We start from the raw sequence: 15,601 nt of genomic DNA on the forward strand, positions 1-15,601 counted from the left end.
TGGTTCGTTTTTTACCATTCCTTCCTTAACTTAATGGCAGTGAAGAATTTATGAAGTGGCTAATGGGTCATATCAAATGACTTTAAAGTGGAATGCTCAAGGAAAAGAATGTAATATTAAAATTAATATTCATGATAATGGCTCCGTAGAACTTATTGAGGGTAATGGTGTTACTATGGAGCAATTAGCTGCACATAAAGAAGTAAAAGTAGGAAGGCAATATGAAGCAAAGCCTTTACATGAAGTGTTAGCATCACAATTGCCACAAACACAATTACAACAAAGCTCTGAAGAAGTAAAATTTTTGGAGCAGCATTCAACAAATGTAGAAGACTTGAGCGGCGCATCACAAAAGCATCAAGCTCCTGCTGCTTCAAAATAGGTAAAGTAGTGAAAATTCAGTATAAGTTGCTTGCATCTGCAAGTAACTTATACTCTTATAATGAGCAACATAATACTACCAAGAAATTTCTACGGGCGGCCGACCTTAACTGTAGCTGGAGAGTTATTGGGAAAAGTCCTCAAATTTTCTAACTTTAGTGGAATAATAACCGAAGTTGAAGCCTATATAGGAATGAATGACCCAGCTTGTCACGCGGCAAGAGGCTATACTAACCGAACCTCAGTAATGTTTGGTATGCCGGGGTTTTCATACGTGTATTTTATATATGGAATGTATTACTGTTTAAATATTGTAACAGAAACAGAAGGGTTCCCAGCAGCAGTGTTAATACGGGGATTAAAGCTTATTGAACCACTTGAAGCAAATTTAGGTGGACCAGGAATATTGTGCAAAAGATTAAATATTACAAAAGAACATAACAAACAGGACCTTACTATAAGCCACGAATTTTGTGTTTATGAATCCCACCTCAAACCAGATTATATTTGCACTCCGAGAATCGGAATTAGTAAAGGCCAAGAGAAATTTTGGCGGTTTAAGATTTTCTAAACTTAAGACCTTGCGTAGACTATTTGCCAATCGGATAATCACCAGTGAAACAAGCATCACAATATTGTGGTATAGCATTGTTACGCACCTCTCCTTTAACAGCCTGATATAGTCCATCAATACTCAAGAAGGCTAGGCTATCTACTCCTATAATTTCCTTAATTTCCTTTACAGATTTATTTGCAGCAATTAAATCTTTGCACTCTGGCGTATCTATTCCATAAAAACAAGAATGCTTAATTGGTGGGCTTGAAATTTTGAGGTGAATCTCTTTTACTCCTGCATCCTTTAGCATAACTATTATATTTGTTAACGTACTACCACGCACTATACTATCATCTATTAAAATTATGTTTTTACCTTTCAAAGTGTGCTTATTAGCATTGAATTTTAATTTTATTCTAACTTTACGTACTTCAGCGGTTGGTTGTATAAAAGTTCTTCCTATGTAATGATTACGAATTATTCCCAGTTCCATAGGTAATCCTGAATGCTTTGCATATCCAATAGCTGCAGGTATTCCAGAATCAGGTATTGGTACAACCATATCTACATTGTTTTTTGGTGGGCTCTCTTCTGCAAGTATTCTTCCTATTTCTTTTCTTGTATCGTATATAGACCTATTCTCCATTATGCTGTCTGGTCTTGAAAAATAAACGTATTCAAAAATACAAAAACTTGATTTTTGCTGTGGGAAAGGAAACATTGAGGCTAGCTTACTACCCGAACTGATGGTAACTAATTCGCCTGGTTCTATTTCTCTAACAAACTCTGCATTTATTATATCAAGAGCACAAGTTTCAGATGCAAGAACGTAAGAACCGTTTAACTTTCCTAAAACAAGAGGCCTGATTCCAGACGGATCACGTACTCCAATAACTACTTCTTGATTGATTGCCACAAAAGAATAAGCACCTTGTATTTGCTTTAATGCATATATAAAACTCTCTAAGAAGCTATCTTTTTCACCGCTTGCTGTCAGATGCACTACTACTTCTGTATCAATATCTGACTGAAAAACGCACTCTTGTTTAATTAATTGTTTGCGTATCGGAGAAATATTAATTAAATTACCATTATGTGCTATGGCAAAATCCCCAAATTTGCCACTTTTGCCAAACATGGGCTGCACTCCAAATTTACTACCACTTGTTGAGTATCGAACATGACCTATTGCACAATCCCCAGGTAAGGATTTCTTTATTTCATCTATATCATCAAATACGCTGCTCACTTGACCTTGAAAGTGATAAGAGTGCAGCTTATCGTTGTTACTGGTTACTACGCCAAAAGACTCTTGACCTCTATGCTGCAAAGCGTGGAGAGCAAGTATAGAGTTAAAAGCAGCACTTTGGTTGCAACTTATGCCAAATACCCCACATTCCTCACGCATTTCATCTAGCATAAAAACTATTAAGTAAAGTTTAATTTTACTTTAGCATAGGTAAAATACAAGCATTTTGTTGTTCATCTGCTTTTATTGCCAGCAATAATCCTATGCATATCAAGCTTGCAGCAGTTGTACTTCCTCCATAGGAAAGAAATGGCAGTGGATCGCCTATCACAGGCAAGAGGCCTATTGACATTCCAATGTTTACAAAAAAATGAGCGCTAAAAAAGGCGAAAATGCCGATAGATACCGACTTAGAAAAATAATTTTTCGACCTATAAGCGATAGAGAAAATTACTCCAAGTAATGAGGTATAAAGCAAAATTAAAGCCATGCTACCTAAAAAGCCCCATTCCTCACTCAGCACTGCAAAAGCAAAATCTGTACGTTTCTCCGGCAAAAATCCAAGTTGAGTTTGACTTCCGTTAACAAAGCCCTTACCAAGCAAACCTCCTGAACCAATAGCTATTTGAGATTGCTGCGCATTATAACCTATTCCAAGTGGATCCACTGATGAATCCAAAAATGACAATATCCTTTGCTTGTGATAAGGACGTAAAAAAGGCCAAATAGCCGGTACTGCAAAAATGCCAAGAGTTCCACATATTACTGAATGAGATCTTTTTATTATTGTTGTGAATATAATTGATATCCCTATAAATAACATTATCATAGCTGTGCCTAAATTAGGTTGCTTTAACACCAAGAACACGGGTAAGAAAATAATTATAAGTGCCTTAAGCAATCTTTTAAATTCCATCATTTTATACATACTCTGCTTATCAAAATAGCGAGCAAGCGCAAGTATTAAGCCTACTTTTGCAAATTCTGATGGTTGCAAACTAATTGATCCAATTCTTATCCACCTTGTTGCACCCATTATGTGTGAGCCAAAAAAATTTACTGCTAATAGTGAAATCGCTGCTGCTATATAAAAAAAGTAGGCGTACTTCAAATAAAAATCTAGCTCTATGAATGACATAGCTATAGCGAGTAGGAAAAAGAAGGAAAATATGACCAGTTGGTGAATCGCAAATGGCACCCACTTTCCTCCAGCAGAAGAGTATTGAACAACAATGCCAACGCAAAACAGCGCTATCACGTTAATGACTAATAACCAATGAATCTTCTTCAGCCTACCCACAATAAAGACCTTATAACCTTAAAGTATAGTAAAATATGAAACAAAGATAAAAATCAAAAAACCAACTTCTCAACTACTAACCGAATTGGAGTGCTATATATTCCAGTTACTACTGTTAAAGCTGCCATAAACAATAGACAGAAAAGCATAGGAAATGGCACATCATTAATTTTGCCTAGTGTCATTCTAGTGCGTGACGTTGCATCATTTTCAAAATACATTTTCTCTACCATCTTCCACATGTATATTAGTGCAAGAAAAGAACCGGCAGCAAAAGCTATCAGGGAAATCCACGCGCGAGATTCGATAATTGCTTTCATTATATACCACTTGCTTACAAAGCCATTTGTTAAAGGCACACCGATTAATGCTAAACTGAGTAGAGTGAACGCAAGTGCTGTATAAGGCATTGATTTCTTGAGTCCCGATAAATTCTCTATTTTTGTTGTATCAAATTTGTAAGAAATACATCCTGCAGCCATAAATAAAGATGTTTTTATTATGCTGTGGTTTACTATGTGAAGAATTGCTGCAAATACACCTGTTTTTGAGTTAAAACTCAGTGCTAAAATTATATAACCAATTTGGCTAATACTAGAGTGAGCAAGCAGTCTTTTTATGTCTTTTGCGGTTATTGCAAATATCGACCCAAATACAATAGCGCAAAGTGCGAGGATAATTATCACATTGTCCAGTAGCGGCTTAAACAAGAAAAAATTTTGATGAAAAACAGTATAAAAGATTCTGATGAAAACATATATCATCACTTTTGTCACTGTGCCTGAAAAGAATATGCTAATGAAACTTGGCGCCTCACTATATGCATTAACCAGCCACCTGCTTAATGGAAACAGTGCCATTTTGATTGAGAGACCAACAAAAATGAACAACGTGCCAAGTTTTATGATGTTGTTATCGTATAATGGAACTATTCTTTCAGCCATGTCAGACATATTGAGCGTTCCAGTCATTGAATACAAGAGCCCGATGCCAAATAAATAAAATGTTGCACCTATTGTTCCACTAATTAGATATTCAAATGCTGCAACCAAGGCTTTTTTATCCCTTCCCATTGAAACTAATACATAAGAAGAAAGAGATGAAATTTCCAAGAAAACGTAAAGGTTAAATATGTCGTTTGTTACTAGAATCCCGAGCAGTCCGCTTAAGCACAGTAGAAATAGAGAGTAAAAACCAGTGATTTTGTTTTTGCTAATCTCTTTTTCGTTAATATAAAAGCTATAAAGCACACTAATCAGCGCTATAAAATTCACTAGGGTTAGAATTAAGGAATTTAACACGTCGATTCTTAACTCTATTCCATACGGAGGAGCCCAATTTCCAAGGTGATAAGTTATAATTTCACCTTTATATGTTTTAATGAGTAGTATTGATGAAATGATAAGAGTGATTGTTGTTGCAATAAAAGAAATAAACCAAGATACCTTGTGTTTCTTGGCAAGAAAGCAAAACATTGATGCAATTATTGGGATAATAACTTGTAAGATTGGTAATTGCATTAAATTGTTGTTAATATATCGTTAAAGTATTAGTATATATAATACTTTTTGTTTTAATACCCTTATGTTATCTAAAATTTGTAATGCAATAAAACGCCTATTACGAAGAGAAGATAAATTTGTAGGAAGAGATGAAAATGGAAATTCTTACTATGAATCAAGTAAAGGAAAAAGGTGGGTTATGTATAGCAGTGTTTCTGAGCCTACAACAGTGCCTCCGGAATGGCATATATGGCTTCACTATACTGATAATGTAGTACCAGTTAATAATAAAAAAAGAAAAGTAAAACATACTCCTAATTTAACGGGTACAAAAGATGCATACTATCCAAACCAAAAAGTGAAAAATTACTATAAAAGCTGGAGTCCTGATAACTAAAGATGCGAAGGTCAAATATACTTGAAATAACCGCTGGATTATTTGTATTAATTTTTACTATTTTTCTGATTTTCTTTGCTATTGATAAGCTATCTTACATAAAGAAAAACTATAAGGATTGCTATAAAATATATGGTCTTTTTGCTAACGCTAACGGTATAGGAGTTGGTGATAGTGTCAAGATCTCTGGTGTAGATGTTGGAAGCATAACTGGTGTATCACTTGACAAAGCTACCTACGTAGCACGAATCGATATGTGTATAAGCAAAGACATAAAATTGCCAATTGATAGTTCAGCTCTGATCACTAGCAGTGGAGTTGTTGGCAGTAAATTTGTTAATATATCACCTGGATCAGATATTAAACTAATCTTGCATGGTGGTAAAATAGAGTATACTCAAGCTGAAGCAAACATGGGTGGAATAATGGACAGAATTCTTGGTATGTTTACGAAGTGAAAATGGCAGGATTCCAAGTGTACCCGTTCAGGTGAAGCCTCCTGTAGTTCTAAAGTATTTAAGGAGTTTGCCTTATTTCTTGCCTTTTCTACCGCTTGCTTTGGGGTTTATAGTATAGAAAGTGCCTTAACAGTTGCAGTGCATGTCTATTAATGATAAAATGAAGATTAATTCATTTTGATATTATGATTGGTTTACTGTTTGCCGTACTATTGTTCCTCTGTGGTAGTGATGCACTTGCAAAACAGGAGCCACGTTCAATAGCTGGAGATAATCACATAAAGGTAATAAATTATAACCCACAGGCTATACATAAGTATACGGGTTTTTATGGTTATCAGTCCAGTATATTGTTTGAACCAGGGGAGATAATACAAAACCTTTCAATGGGTGATTCAACTGGTTGGCAACTTCTTCCTCAAGGTAACAGATTGTTTATTAAGCCCATAGATGATATTGCTGATACTAATGCAACTATAATTACCAATAAAAGAGTTTATTACTTTGAACTTCATGCTGAAGAAGCAACTGGACTAGATGATCCAAGATTAGCATATGAAGTAAGGTTTCTTTATCCACTATTTAGCAGTGATGAGATTTACACAACAAATAACGGTGATATCTTCGAACAAGCTAGTCATACCATTATTCCTGATATCAATGATATTGAAGTTGTAAAGAAGGGATTAAATTTTAATTATTCCATCTCGCACGTCAAAGGTAGTCAGTCAATAATACCAATTAAGGTTTTTGATGACGGAAAATTTACATATCTACAATTCAATAAAATAAACTCTGATTTTCCGGCAGTTTTTATGGTTGATTCTGCAGGATATGAGTCTTTAGTAAATTTCCGTACAGTTGATAACTACCTGATAATCGAAAGGGTAAGTTCAGTGTTTACCTTAAGGAATGGATCGAGTACAGTTTGCCTATTTAATGAAACCATACCTTTCAAAAAAGGGTAAAGGCTATAATGCCCGAGATATGGGTGCAAAATTTTTTCTATGATGTTCTGTAATTCCATAAAGGCCAATAGCGTTAAGGTGCTCTTTTGTCCCATATCCTTTATTTTTATACCAATTATATTCAGGATGCTTATTGTGCAATTCTTGCATAAGCCGATCTCTCGTAACTTTTGCAACGATTGAAGCTGCTGCAATTGATGTACTCAAATTATCACCATTTACTATGGATTTCACTTGCCATTTCACTTCAGGTGGTTGATTACCATCAACTAGCACATAATCTAATTCTAGGTCCAAGTCTATCAACGCACGTTTCATTGAAAGTTTTGTTGCTTGCAAGATATTGTATGAATTTATTTCTTCTACGCTTGCCATTCCTATACCAAATTTTGCAACGGATATTATTTTTTCATATAGGACTTGCCTACATTGAGGAGTCAACTTTTTCGAGTCGTTGATTCCATCAATAATTGTATTTCTATCAATAAACACTACGGCTGCGGATATTACTGGACCAGCTAGCGGACCTCTTCCAACTTCATCCACTCCTGCTATCACTCCTGATAATTTATTTTCTAATGTAAAGTCTGGGTATTTCATAGGTTTTTATAATAAGAAAGTTATAGTAAAAACTGAACAGATAATAGAAATTATCCAAAATTTCATAACGATTGCATTTTCTGACCATCCCTTCTTCTCAAAGTGATGATGTATTGGTGCCATAAGAAAAACTCTTTTTCCTTCTCCATATTTAAACTTTGTATATTTAAAATATGATATCTGAATAATAACAGATAGAGTCTCTATTACAAAGATTATTCCAATAATGGCAAAAAGCATTTCTCTTTTAATTAGGACACTAGTTAACCCTAAAGCCGCACCTACCGACAAGCTACCAACATCACCCATAAATATTTTTGCTGGATGTGTGTTAAACCACAAGAAACTTAGAATAGCTCCTATAAATGCAATGCAGAATAAAGTAATATTCATATCTGCCTGAGTTATATATGCAATTAGCCCCAAAAAAGCAAAGGAAGTGATAACTTGAGTTGCAGCAAGGCCATCCAAACCATCTGTGAGATTCACAGCATTAGAAGAGCCGACAATTACAAACGCAGCAAACGGAACATATAGATAGCCAAAATCTATTATTACTCCTTTAAATAGGGACGTTTTTGTAAAACATTCAGCAGAGTATAGCTTAAGTATAAACACACCAACCAGAGCAACAATAAACTGAATAAGTATTTTGGTTTTTGCACTTAAACCTCGATAGTGATTTGTCTTCAATTTTAAATAATCATCAATAAATCCAAGTAGAGCAAAAAATAGAGTTATCAATATCAGCAGCAAAATTTCTGGTGTTAACTGAGCCCAGAGTAAAATTGGTAATAAAGAAGAAATCAGTATTATTATTCCGCCCATAGGTGGTACATTCTTTTTTGTTATTAAATGACTTTCTGGTCCACATGATCTAATTGGTTGCCCATCTTTGCTTATTTTTTTTAGAAGCTTTATAAAATAGGGAAAAAGAATAAACCCAAAAACAAATGAGGTAAAAAATACTTTTGTAGCTAAGATCATCTGCTTACTTAAATTGACTAAGTGTCATACCACCTATAGCTAATAAAGTCAACTTCTGTCATCCTATAGCCTGACCCACAACTGTACGAACATTGTGATTTGGGCCCATCAGTAGGGTGTCATCCCAGTCTGGAATCCACAACTGTACGAACGTTGTAGTTTGGACCACCAGTGGGGTGTCATCCCAGTGCCCAGACACTGGTTCTATGCAACTTAATTAAAAACGTTTGTTTTAGTGTAAGACAATTACCTTTAGCTTATCAGCTCAGTTATAAGCAAAATTTCTGGATTCCAGACTGGAATGACACCATTTGCTGTGCAATTTACCTTCAAAAATGAATGTTCGTACAGTTGTGAACCTGTGGCAGGTATTACATAAGAGCATTTCCCTCTTCTAAATTAAAACGCACTTTTGCCTCCTTTGCAGTCTATACTTTAGATGTATTTAATTTACAAATACTAATTATTTATTAATAATGGTGATATGTAAATATAGTTATAAAATAATTGTTACACTTGAATTCCTTCCTGGTTTCTGTTGTTATCAGAACATTTAAAACACTTTAAGAAAGCTGCTTAGTTAAATTAACTTAGACAAGTAAATAGCAGTTTTGCAGCCTGTTTTTATGAATGATGATAAAATGTTGTAGCCAAATGCGCTTTCAGCATTGTGCTGAATTGCAATATCTTTGTGCTCTAACTCCTCGTCGCGAAATTTACTTATAGTTTCTCTTAATTCCCCATCTTCTAAATGTGAAACTTGCTCTTTGTAGTGCTCCCCGATAACTTCTTCAACTGCAGCAGTGCAAGCCATAGCAGCTTTTTTGCCCATAATGGCAGTTGCAACGCCAAGCGACACTCCTAAAACACGCCAAACAGGCAACAAAACAGTAGGACGAACTTTTTGCTCTTTGATTTTCTCATTAAAATAGTGAAAATGCTTTTTTTCCTGCTCTTCCATTTCAATTATTTCATTGATTATAGAAGATTTCTTAAGAATAAATTTTTGACCAGAATAAATGCAAATAGCTCCATATTCTCCAGCGTGATCTACTCTAATTGCCTGTTGCAAGAACTGATTGTTGCTGTACCTTAAATTATTTAGATTTCTTTCTTTCTCCACAATACACCTTACCTGATACGAACAGAGCTACTATGAGATAAATTAGATTCCATGTTGCTAAGGAAACACCTAGAACGTAATGAGGTCTGTCACAAGATGGAGAGTAATTAGGATTTAGTAGATTATTTCTGAGCTCTTCTATACTAACGTTACCACTTGCTTGCTCTGTACAACCTAAAACATCATGAAATAAGTGGAGTTCAAGACCTATATGATAAAAAGATATTACTGCACCTATGAGGTAGCTGCAAAACATTGCATAGATTAGAATTTTGTTGTCTTTAAGCATGCACGCTACTGCAAGTAATCCGGCGATATAGTAAACTATTCGCTCGTATGTACATAACTTGCATGGCAGCATGTTGAAAAAATATTCTAGCACATATGCAAAAATTAGAGCAGCGGCACTCGACAGCAGAAAGATTGCAGGAATTCTGGAATTATTACACATAACTTTAAGTAAATTATCCCTGAAAGTATAAAGCAGAGTATTCATTTTACATAGGGATTTTTATTTTTTTTCAAAAGCAATCTAACTGGCACACCGTCTGCAAAGAAATTTTTTCTGAGATCGTTAATTAAATAGCGTTTGTAACTTTCATCAACACTTTCAGGTATGTTACATATCAAAGAAAAAGCTGGAGGTTTAGTACCAATTTGAGCGATATACTTCATTTTAACTGCTTTGCCTTTTACAAGAGGGTGAGAATGTTTTCCTACAGCATCTATGAGCCACTTATTCAGTTTTGCAGTGCTGATCTTCTTGTTCAAGGATTCACTCACTTCAAGACACTTATCTATCACATCACCGCAGCGCATGCCTTTTAACGCAGAAATTGTTATAGTTGGCACTTCCAAGAATAACCTGGTTACTTCCTGTTGTTTGACAAATTTTATTAACCTGCTTCTGTCATCCTTACCTATTAAATCCCACTTATTTAAAACAACAATAATCCCTTTCCCTCCCTTAATTGCAGCTTCACCAATTGATAAATCCTGCTGCTCAATACCAACTAGGGAGTCTAGCATTAAAACTACCACATGAGAGCGCTTGATTGATTCCATGCTTTTCTCAACAAATCTTGATTCTAAGCCATCTACAACATTCGCCTTTCTGCGGATTCCGGCAGTGTCAATTAGAGTAATTAACTCTCCATCATGATCATATGTAATATCCACAGAATCACGTGTGGTACCTGGCTCTGAACTTGTTATTAGTCTGTTTTCTGCAAGTAAACCATTTAAAAAAGTTGATTTTCCAACATTCGGACGTCCGATGATCGCGATCCTCAGCCTACTCAGTTCATTGTTAGGTAACTCAGTGTTCTCGTTAAAATTTTCAATAACACCAGCTAATGCATCATAAAGATCAACCATGCCAAGATTATGCTCGGCAGAGATATACACCGGGCCAAGAAAATCAAAAAACTGCAAATAATCAACATTTTCGGATTTATGACTCTCGCATTTATTTGCTATCAGTATCACAGGTTTATTTATTTTTCTCTTCAGCCACTTTGCAAACTCTTTATTTCGCTCATTTTGCACTTTTGCGTCAACAAGAAAGAAAATTATGTTTGAACTGGATAAAGAAAACTCTATTTGCTCAATAACTTGCAGTGAAAAACTAGTTTGGTCGTTCCATCCTCCTGTATCTATAACTTTAAACTCCAAATCGCTAATTCTCCCCATTCCCTCTCGCCTATCCCTTGTCACTCCTGGAATGTTACTCACTACTGCTGCTTTTCTTCCTACTAATCTGTTGAATAGGGTCGATTTTCCAGCATTTGGTAGGCCTACTATGGCGATTTTTAGCATAATTCAAGGGCATGTTCTATATGAAGTAAATTATAACCGAAACTTTTCAATTTAACTATTGACTTCGTAGATTATATAAGCATACTACAGTTAGAATTTTTTTATTTCGTTATGTAAAATATGAGGTAGTTATGCTAGTGTCAGAGCAAATAGAGAGTGTAGATAGAGAAGAATTAAAGCAACAAAATCATATACATAAAGATACAGAGTGTTCGGAAGAGACGACAATATATGGGCATATTAATCAACATATGGAAAAAAACATCTCAAATACATTGCATGAAATATATGATGCTCTTATGTCATATAACGAATCGGAACAGTCAATGACGTCAACTTAAGAACTTTCATTAGCAAACTCTCCTAAAGACATGATGGCGTTTAGGCTTATCTACTTTATTGCGGCTGTCCCGGTCGGATTTTAACTTTAGCGCGTATACTTAAAAAGGGCTTGAAAGTTTTTTGGCGCAATAAGTACCTGATAGAGTTTCTGCCTCATTACACCAAATAAAATTGAAAAATTTAAACGATACTCAGTAATTTGATCTGGGTTCCAAGGCCATTGTGCATCACACATATGAAGCGATAATATATTGCACATGACCAAGTTTGCCCAAAATTCTTGTAATACAGCCTCTCCAGAAAAATTCTCTAACTCTGCTCCTACTTTGAGTCGTTTATAGCACTCCTCTATGTGCCACCTTAACACATAAGCTTTGCTCCAAAGTCTCGGTCAAAAACTCTGTTTCTCAGTTGGCTAATGTCAGCACTATAACTCTTACTTTCTGTCCTTTCATTTTATTTTTTAGCTTTTCATTTTCTAATATAAAATCAAAATCTAATTCGCCAGCGTTCCCATAGCTTACTATAATTTCTTTTTTGCAAGCGAAAAATAAAATCTACTTCCAAATCATAATGCTGCTGAATGAATTTTACTGAAGACGATCATAGATAAATAATAATTTCTCTTGATTTAATAAACGCATTTGAGTGATAACTTCGGGTAATTGCTCTGCCGCCAACGTTTGTTCACCTATATTCCAAGCTGCAAGACGAGCACTACAAATCAGCGAAGTACACAAATCAACAAACAAATTGCCAATGGTGCCTGTTGTTCCATTTGGTTCAAACTCGGATACAATTTCCCCAGAGCTGGGTAATCTCATACCAGAACCATCTGCTGCAATAAGTCTATAGCCTCTCCAACTCAGGTTCATCCTGATAGGCTGTTTGGATGCTTAAATTCTTGAAAGCCTGTATGGCAAATCTTATATCTTGCTTTAGAAAAAGCTTGCTTTGAGGGTACATGTCAATGGCTCCATAAGTTCACATTCTATTCCCAAACTTTTTTTAACTAACTTTAAAATCATAGAAAATACTGTCGAAAAAGCTTGTTCGTGTAAAACTCAACACAATGGATTTTCTGAAAAGTTTTCGAGTATATTGCATTTTTAATTTGTAGAATAAGGTTTTTTCCTTTTTGCATGTTTCACCTAAAAAAGACACATTTTAAACTTTTTTGTTGCAATAAAATAGAAACAAAAGTGCTGTCCCTTGCACTCTTTGGATAATTTAATGATAAAAAATTTAGAGAGAAATTTTATACACTATCGCTGATATTTTTCCTTAAGTTGACGCCATTGCCTGAACACTTACCTAATGATGAAGCTATCGAAAACATAGCAAAGAGACTTCAAAAATCTATAGACGATGCAAAAAAGCACAAGGTCATGTTTAGTGTTGATGTATTCCAAGGAGAAAAAAGTCATCAATAATAGATTATTCGATACTGATCTTATACCACCTCATGGAGCAAGATAAAAATGTTACTGAGACTGGAAAAGAAAAACTACGGCCTCTTATGTTAGAAATGTTTAATCTAGTTTCAACAGGCACTGATGTGAGCCAAGAAGTTCGGAGATTATTGCCAGAAGATATACTGAAAGAACGCGGCGAATATTTGTCACGTCTAAAACAAATTGTAAGTGATAGTATTGAAAATGACAAAAAAAAAGAAATTGTAGTAGAAAGAGATAATAAATTTTATTGTGTACAGTGTCCAGAAGAAAGTGTTATAACTCCTGCAAAATTTCTGAGTAATCCAGAATTTCAAAATTTAGATGGAGCATTACAGATTGGAGAAGGTAACGTAATCCGAACACAAAATAGACAATATCGTGACATGAAGGGCAGATTCCAGATGACTTTTCCAATAAGCAACAGTGAAAAGATTGTGATGACCTTATCTTCTGAAAAAGCTGAGGGTTTTGGCAAAATAATGGTACACATGGATGATAAAAGTTGTGAAATATTCTCAAAGTACCTAAAAGAGCTAGAAAAAGAACCACATATAAGCAAGGTTGTTGAAGCTGCTAAAAGTTTTGTGCAAAACAAATCTCCTCTTTCTTCTGTAGACAATGCTAATGTTCAGCAGCTTCAGAGCAATGTCAAAAGTTTACAGAGTAGTGACCGAAATCGAGGTTGAAAAAGTTTTAATAATTGTTATACACATACACTGTTGCATATAGCAATAGTGTATGTGTATAGTTAGTAGGGTTTGTAAACTTAATAAAGTCTACAACTAATTTGAAAACTACTTTATTGTATGCAAGACTTTAAAATACTAGAAAATCTAAAAACCAAAGCACTAGAAGCTGAAAAAGGAGGCGGTTCTGACAGGATTACCAAACAACATGAAAAAGGGAAATTAACTGCTAGAGAAAGGCTCAGTATATTGCTCGATGAAAGTTCTTTTGCAGAATACGATAAATTCGTAAAACATCATGCAAATGATTTTGGCATGCAAAATGCTAATTTTTTAGGTGATGGAGTAGTGATTGGTCATGGCACTATTTATGGCAGAAAAGTTTTTGTTTATTCTCAGGATTTTACTGTCTTTGGTGGGTCACTTGGTGCGTCACATGCAAAAAAAATATGCAAAATTATGGATATGGCAATTAATGCCAGGGTTCCAATTATCGGACTAAATGACTCTGGTGGAGCCAGAATTCAGGAGGGAGTAAATTCTCTTGCTGGTTATGGAGAAATTTTTCAAAGAAACGTAAATGCATCAGGTGTTATACCACAAATTTCTTTAATTATGGGCCCATGTGCAGGAGGTGCAGTTTATTCCCCAGCATTAACTGACTTTACTTTCATGGTAAAGAATAGTTCATACATGTTTATAACCGGACCAGATGTAGTAAAAAAGGTTACCTACGAAGATGTAAGTTTCGAAGACCTCGGTGGAGCAAAAGTTCATACAAGCAAAACAGGAGTAGCGGATTTTGCATTCAATAATGATGTTGAAATGCTGCTAAAAATGCGTGAATTCTTTACTTTCTTACCAGCAAATAATCAAGAATCACCAAAATCTGCACCAATCTGTAATGATGTTAATGATATTGATGAATCCTTAAACACTCTAATTCCTACCAATCCTAATACTCCTTATGATATGTATGAACTCATTGAAAAAGTTTGTGATGAAAGGAATTTCTTTGAACTGAAACCTGATTTTGCTCGTAATATCATAACTGGTTTTGGTAGAATTGGAGGAAATACTGTCGGTATTGTTGCAAATCAACCTATGCACCTTGCAGGATGTTTGGATATTGATTCTTCAAGAAAAGCTGCGAGGTTTGTAAGGTTTTGTGACGCATTTAACATTCCGATCATCACACTTATTGATGTTCCAGGATTTTTGCCGGGTACAAATCAAGAATACAATAATATAATACAACACGGAGCGAAACTGCTTTACGCTTACGCTGAAGCGACCGTGCCGAAAATTAGCCTTATCACTAGAAAAGCGTATGGTGGTGCATACATTGTTATGAATTCGAAACATCTAAAAGGTGATATAAATTATGCCTGGCCAACTGCTGAAATAGCTGTGATGGGCCCTGAAAGTGCAGTTGAGATTATATTTCGACACGAAAAAGATCAGCAAACGTTAATTAAAGAATATAAAGAAAAATTTGCTAACCCATTTTTTGCTGCATCATATGGATACATTGATGACATTATAGTGCCAAGTAAAACAAGGTATCACTTTTGTAAAGCATTAGAGCTACTCAAAAACAAGAAGGTAGAAAGGATATGGAAAAAGCATGACAACTTACCTCTGTAACTTTCTTCTAAGCCTTGCTTACAAGTTATGCAATATTATAAGTATAATCAGTGTGCCGTTACCAAGACTCGAACTTGGGACCTCGTCATTACCAATGACGTACTCTACCACCTGAGCTACAACGGCAAGT

At 35.1% G+C, this 15,601-nt stretch carries 17 protein-coding genes, 1 tRNA gene and 1 pseudogene; 9 read left to right on the forward strand and 10 right to left on the reverse strand.

The window, feature by feature from the left end; genetic code table 11:
* The first annotated feature begins 76 nt into the window (after positions 1–76).
* Positions 77–382, forward strand: a complete 306-nt coding sequence (locus tag DEF52_RS01165) for a hypothetical protein (protein WP_237357316.1) — start codon at positions 77–79, stop codon at positions 380–382.
* Positions 383–442: 60 nt separating this feature from the next.
* Complete coding sequence (locus DEF52_RS01170; RefSeq protein WP_151807630.1) at positions 443–952, forward strand: DNA-3-methyladenine glycosylase; 510 nt, start codon at positions 443–445, stop codon at positions 950–952.
* 19 nt (positions 953–971) lie between these two features.
* Here DEF52_RS01170 and purF read toward each other — a convergent pair whose 3' ends face one another.
* From purF to DEF52_RS01185, 3 genes are read right to left on the reverse strand one after another with little or no spacing between them, the layout of a single operon-like run.
* Entirely contained in the window at positions 972–2,357 is a 1,386-nt protein-coding gene (gene purF, locus DEF52_RS01175) for an amidophosphoribosyltransferase (RefSeq protein ID WP_151807631.1), read from the reverse strand.
* A gap of 25 nt (positions 2,358–2,382) precedes the next feature.
* Positions 2,383–3,486, reverse strand: coding sequence for a rod shape-determining protein RodA (rodA, locus tag DEF52_RS01180; protein WP_151807632.1), 1,104 nt, complete (start codon positions 3,484–3,486; stop codon positions 2,383–2,385).
* A gap of 53 nt (positions 3,487–3,539) precedes the next feature.
* Complete coding sequence (locus DEF52_RS01185; RefSeq protein ID WP_065094850.1) at positions 3,540–5,006, reverse strand: proton-conducting transporter transmembrane domain-containing protein; 1,467 nt, start codon at positions 5,004–5,006, stop codon at positions 3,540–3,542.
* A gap of 64 nt (positions 5,007–5,070) precedes the next feature.
* Between DEF52_RS01185 and DEF52_RS01190 the strand changes: the two genes are divergently transcribed.
* From DEF52_RS01190 to virB9, 3 genes are all read left to right on the forward strand, one after another.
* A complete protein-coding gene (locus DEF52_RS01190) occupies positions 5,071–5,385 on the forward strand; it encodes an NADH-ubiquinone oxidoreductase subunit NDUFA12 family protein (protein WP_007548590.1) in 315 nt (104 codons plus the stop codon).
* Positions 5,386–5,387: 2 nt separating this feature from the next.
* Positions 5,388–5,843 (forward strand): outer membrane lipid asymmetry maintenance protein MlaD, encoded by a 456-nt coding sequence (gene mlaD, locus DEF52_RS01195; RefSeq protein WP_007548591.1) that lies wholly within the window; start codon positions 5,388–5,390, stop codon positions 5,841–5,843.
* A gap of 185 nt (positions 5,844–6,028) precedes the next feature.
* Positions 6,029–6,811, forward strand: coding sequence for a P-type conjugative transfer protein VirB9 (virB9, locus tag DEF52_RS01200; RefSeq protein ID WP_015589382.1), 783 nt, complete (start codon positions 6,029–6,031; stop codon positions 6,809–6,811).
* 3 nt (positions 6,812–6,814) lie between these two features.
* Here the strand turns inward: virB9 and DEF52_RS01205 are convergent, their stop codons facing one another.
* The 5 genes from DEF52_RS01205 to der form a co-directional block, all read right to left on the reverse strand.
* A complete protein-coding gene (locus tag DEF52_RS01205) occupies positions 6,815–7,411 on the reverse strand; it encodes a ribonuclease HII (protein WP_015589381.1) in 597 nt (198 codons plus the stop codon).
* 6 nt (positions 7,412–7,417) lie between these two features.
* Positions 7,418–8,398 (reverse strand): phospho-N-acetylmuramoyl-pentapeptide-transferase, encoded by a 981-nt coding sequence (gene mraY / locus DEF52_RS01210; protein ID WP_151807633.1) that lies wholly within the window; start codon positions 8,396–8,398, stop codon positions 7,418–7,420.
* Between the two features lie 580 nt (positions 8,399–8,978).
* On the reverse strand, positions 8,979–9,521 hold the full coding sequence (locus DEF52_RS01215; RefSeq protein WP_006279362.1) for a demethoxyubiquinone hydroxylase family protein: 543 nt from the start codon (positions 9,519–9,521) through the stop codon (positions 8,979–8,981).
* Positions 9,496–10,017, reverse strand: coding sequence for a disulfide bond formation protein B (locus tag DEF52_RS01220; RefSeq protein WP_015589379.1), 522 nt, complete (start codon positions 10,015–10,017; stop codon positions 9,496–9,498). The genes DEF52_RS01215 and DEF52_RS01220 overlap by 26 nt, the downstream gene beginning before the upstream one ends.
* The gene (gene der, locus DEF52_RS01225; RefSeq protein WP_012673406.1) at positions 10,014–11,339 is read right to left on the reverse strand and encodes a ribosome biogenesis GTPase Der; all 1,326 of its coding nucleotides are present in this window, start codon (positions 11,337–11,339) and stop codon (positions 10,014–10,016) included. The genes DEF52_RS01220 and der overlap by 4 nt, the downstream gene beginning before the upstream one ends.
* A gap of 131 nt (positions 11,340–11,470) precedes the next feature.
* Here der and DEF52_RS01230 point away from each other — a divergent pair, with 131 nt between their 5' ends.
* Positions 11,471–11,680 carry a hypothetical protein gene (locus tag DEF52_RS01230; RefSeq protein ID WP_015589377.1) on the forward strand — a complete coding sequence of 70 codons (210 nt, stop codon included), beginning with the start codon at positions 11,471–11,473 and terminating at the stop codon, positions 11,678–11,680.
* A 9-nt stretch (positions 11,681–11,689) separates the two neighbouring features.
* On the opposite strand, the pseudogene DEF52_RS01235 reads toward DEF52_RS01230, so the two are convergent.
* A pseudogene (locus tag DEF52_RS01235) lies at positions 11,690–12,825 on the reverse strand (transposase).
* A 154-nt stretch (positions 12,826–12,979) separates the two neighbouring features.
* Between DEF52_RS01235 and DEF52_RS06710 the strand changes: the two are divergent.
* The 3 genes from DEF52_RS06710 to DEF52_RS01245 all read left to right on the forward strand — a co-directional run bounded on the left by DEF52_RS06710 (position 12,980) and on the right by DEF52_RS01245 (position 15,471).
* Entirely contained in the window at positions 12,980–13,114 is a 135-nt protein-coding gene (locus DEF52_RS06710) for a hypothetical protein (RefSeq protein WP_255324782.1), read from the forward strand.
* 32 nt (positions 13,115–13,146) lie between these two features.
* On the forward strand, positions 13,147–13,824 hold the full coding sequence (locus DEF52_RS01240) for a hypothetical protein (protein WP_007548725.1): 678 nt from the start codon (positions 13,147–13,149) through the stop codon (positions 13,822–13,824).
* A 120-nt stretch (positions 13,825–13,944) separates the two neighbouring features.
* Positions 13,945–15,471, forward strand: a complete 1,527-nt coding sequence (locus DEF52_RS01245) for an acyl-CoA carboxylase subunit beta (protein ID WP_151807634.1) — start codon at positions 13,945–13,947, stop codon at positions 15,469–15,471.
* Between the two features lie 53 nt (positions 15,472–15,524).
* On the opposite strand, the gene DEF52_RS01250 is transcribed toward DEF52_RS01245, so the two are convergent.
* Positions 15,525–15,597 (reverse strand) — tRNA-Thr (locus tag DEF52_RS01250).
* Positions 15,598–15,601: the final 4 nt, after the last annotated feature.

The sequence above is a fragment of the Wolbachia endosymbiont of Nasonia oneida genome (genome assembly GCF_009012935.1).
GTDB classification, from domain to species: domain Bacteria; phylum Pseudomonadota; class Alphaproteobacteria; order Rickettsiales; family Anaplasmataceae; genus Wolbachia; species Wolbachia pipientis.

Coding starts and splice junctions, on each gene's coding strand:
- DEF52_RS01165 (WP_237357316.1), top strand. CDS start 77: ATGACTTTAAAGTGGAATGCTCAAGGAAAAGAATGTAATATTAAAATT.
- DEF52_RS01170 (WP_151807630.1), top strand. CDS start 443: ATGAGCAACATAATACTACCAAGAAATTTCTACGGGCGGCCGACCTTA.
- purF (WP_151807631.1), bottom strand. CDS start 2,357: ATGCTAGATGAAATGCGTGAGGAATGTGGGGTATTTGGCATAAGTTGC.
- DEF52_RS01185 (WP_065094850.1), bottom strand. CDS start 5,006: ATGCAATTACCAATCTTACAAGTTATTATCCCAATAATTGCATCAATG.
- DEF52_RS01190 (WP_007548590.1), top strand. CDS start 5,071: ATGTTATCTAAAATTTGTAATGCAATAAAACGCCTATTACGAAGAGAA.
- mlaD (WP_007548591.1), top strand. CDS start 5,388: ATGCGAAGGTCAAATATACTTGAAATAACCGCTGGATTATTTGTATTA.
- virB9 (WP_015589382.1), top strand. CDS start 6,029: ATGATTGGTTTACTGTTTGCCGTACTATTGTTCCTCTGTGGTAGTGAT.
- DEF52_RS01205 (WP_015589381.1), bottom strand. CDS start 7,411: ATGAAATACCCAGACTTTACATTAGAAAATAAATTATCAGGAGTGATA.
- mraY (WP_151807633.1), bottom strand. CDS start 8,398: ATGATCTTAGCTACAAAAGTATTTTTTACCTCATTTGTTTTTGGGTTT.
- DEF52_RS01220 (WP_015589379.1), bottom strand. CDS start 10,017: ATGAATACTCTGCTTTATACTTTCAGGGATAATTTACTTAAAGTTATG.
- der (WP_012673406.1), bottom strand. CDS start 11,339: ATGCTAAAAATCGCCATAGTAGGCCTACCAAATGCTGGAAAATCGACC.
- DEF52_RS01230 (WP_015589377.1), top strand. CDS start 11,471: ATGCTAGTGTCAGAGCAAATAGAGAGTGTAGATAGAGAAGAATTAAAG.
- DEF52_RS01240 (WP_007548725.1), top strand. CDS start 13,147: ATGGAGCAAGATAAAAATGTTACTGAGACTGGAAAAGAAAAACTACGG.
- DEF52_RS01245 (WP_151807634.1), top strand. CDS start 13,945: ATGCAAGACTTTAAAATACTAGAAAATCTAAAAACCAAAGCACTAGAA.